Origin of the sequence: Pseudomonas sp. BE134 (genome assembly GCF_031456105.1) — a bacterium.
Taxonomy (GTDB): domain Bacteria; phylum Pseudomonadota; class Gammaproteobacteria; order Pseudomonadales; family Pseudomonadaceae; genus Aquipseudomonas.
In genome coordinates this window covers 1-1358 of record NZ_JAVDUA010000071.1, presented here as the reverse complement: position 1 = coordinate 1358, position 1358 = coordinate 1, and the positions used below count along the sequence as shown (strand labels likewise).

At 54.2% G+C, this 1358-nt stretch carries 1 protein-coding gene; it reads left to right on the top strand.

What is annotated here, in order from left to right; translation table 11 throughout:
• The first annotated feature begins 65 nt into the window (after positions 1-65).
• Complete coding sequence (locus J2Y56_RS28355) at positions 66-1322, top strand: IS256 family transposase (RefSeq protein WP_007948769.1); 1257 nt, start codon at positions 66-68, stop codon at positions 1320-1322.
• The last annotated feature ends 36 nt before the right edge of the window (positions 1323-1358 follow it).

Genomic DNA, 1358 nt, shown 5'->3' with positions numbered 1-1358 from the left:
GAGGGTGTAATTAATTTTGTGTAAACGGTCATTTGGCAGGAGACTGCCTACCCCAAGGAAATCCAATGACCGAGCCAAAACCCAAGCGCGCCAAACGAGTCAAGCCTGATCCTGAACTGGTTAAACTGGCCGACAGCCTGCTGGCCAATTATAAAAAGCCCGAGGATCTGATCGGCGAAAACGGCCTGCTCAAGCAGCTCACCAAGATGCTCGTCGAACGAGCGTTGGAAGCTGAAATGACCGAGCACCTGGGTCATGACAAAAGCGCCGCGGTGACCAATGCTGAAGGCAATGCGCGCAACGGCCATAGCGGCAAGACGCTCAAGGGCGACTTTGGCGAGCTGCCGTTGGACATTCCCCGTGACCGACAGGGCCTGTTCGAGCCCCAGCTCATTTCCAAACACCAGACACGCTGGACCGGCTTCGACGACAAAGTTATCTCGCTGTACGCCCGGGGCATGACCGTGCGGGAAATCCAGGGGCACCTGGAGGAGATGTACGGCACGGAGGTCTCTCCCAGCCTCATCTCGGCGATTACCGACGCGGTTAGCGAGGAGGTCAAGGTCTGGCAGTCACGTCCTCTGGATGAGCTCTATCCGATCCTCTACCTTGACTGTATTCACGTCAAAGTACGCGACAGCGGCGCGGTCAGAACCAAAGCGGTTTATCTGGCTATTGGCGTCAACATGGAAGGCCGAAAAGAAGTGCTGGGGTTGTGGATCGCCCAGACCGAAGGCGCCAAATTCTGGCTACAAGTCGTCACAGAGCTCAAAACACGCGGGGTGCAAGACATCTTCATCGCCTGCGTGGACGGGCTCAAGGGCTTCCCTGAGGCCATCGAAGTGGTCTATCCGAAAGCCTCGGTTCAACTGTGTATCGTGCACATGGTTCGCAATAGCCTGAAGTTCATCGCCTACAAAAATCAACGTGAAGCGGCTGCTGATCTCAAGCTTATCTACCGCTCAACGACCGTCGAAATGGCTGAGCAGAAATTGACTGACTTCGAAGCCAAATGGGACGAACGCTACCCGTTGATTAGTCAATCTTGGCGAAAGAACTGGGCGAGAGTCATCCCGCTGTTCGATTACCCGCCAGAGATTCGTAAGGTGATTTACACCACTAACGCCATCGAATCGATCAACATGAGCCTGCGTAAAGTGACGAAAAGCCGAGCTTCATTCCCGACAGACGATGCGGTCATGAAGCTCTTTTATCTGGCGCTGAACAACATCAGCAAGAAATGGACGATGCCAATCAGGGACTGGGCGGGGGCCTTGAACAGGTTCAGTATCCAGTTCGAAGACAGGCTTTTGCAGGATTAACAGCAACGCCGTTTACACAGAATTCAGTACACCCTC

Excerpts from the sequence above, each read along its gene's own strand:
- J2Y56_RS28355 (WP_007948769.1), top strand. The coding sequence starts at position 66 with ATGACCGAGCCAAAACCCAAGCGCGCCAAACGAGTCAAGCCTGATCCT.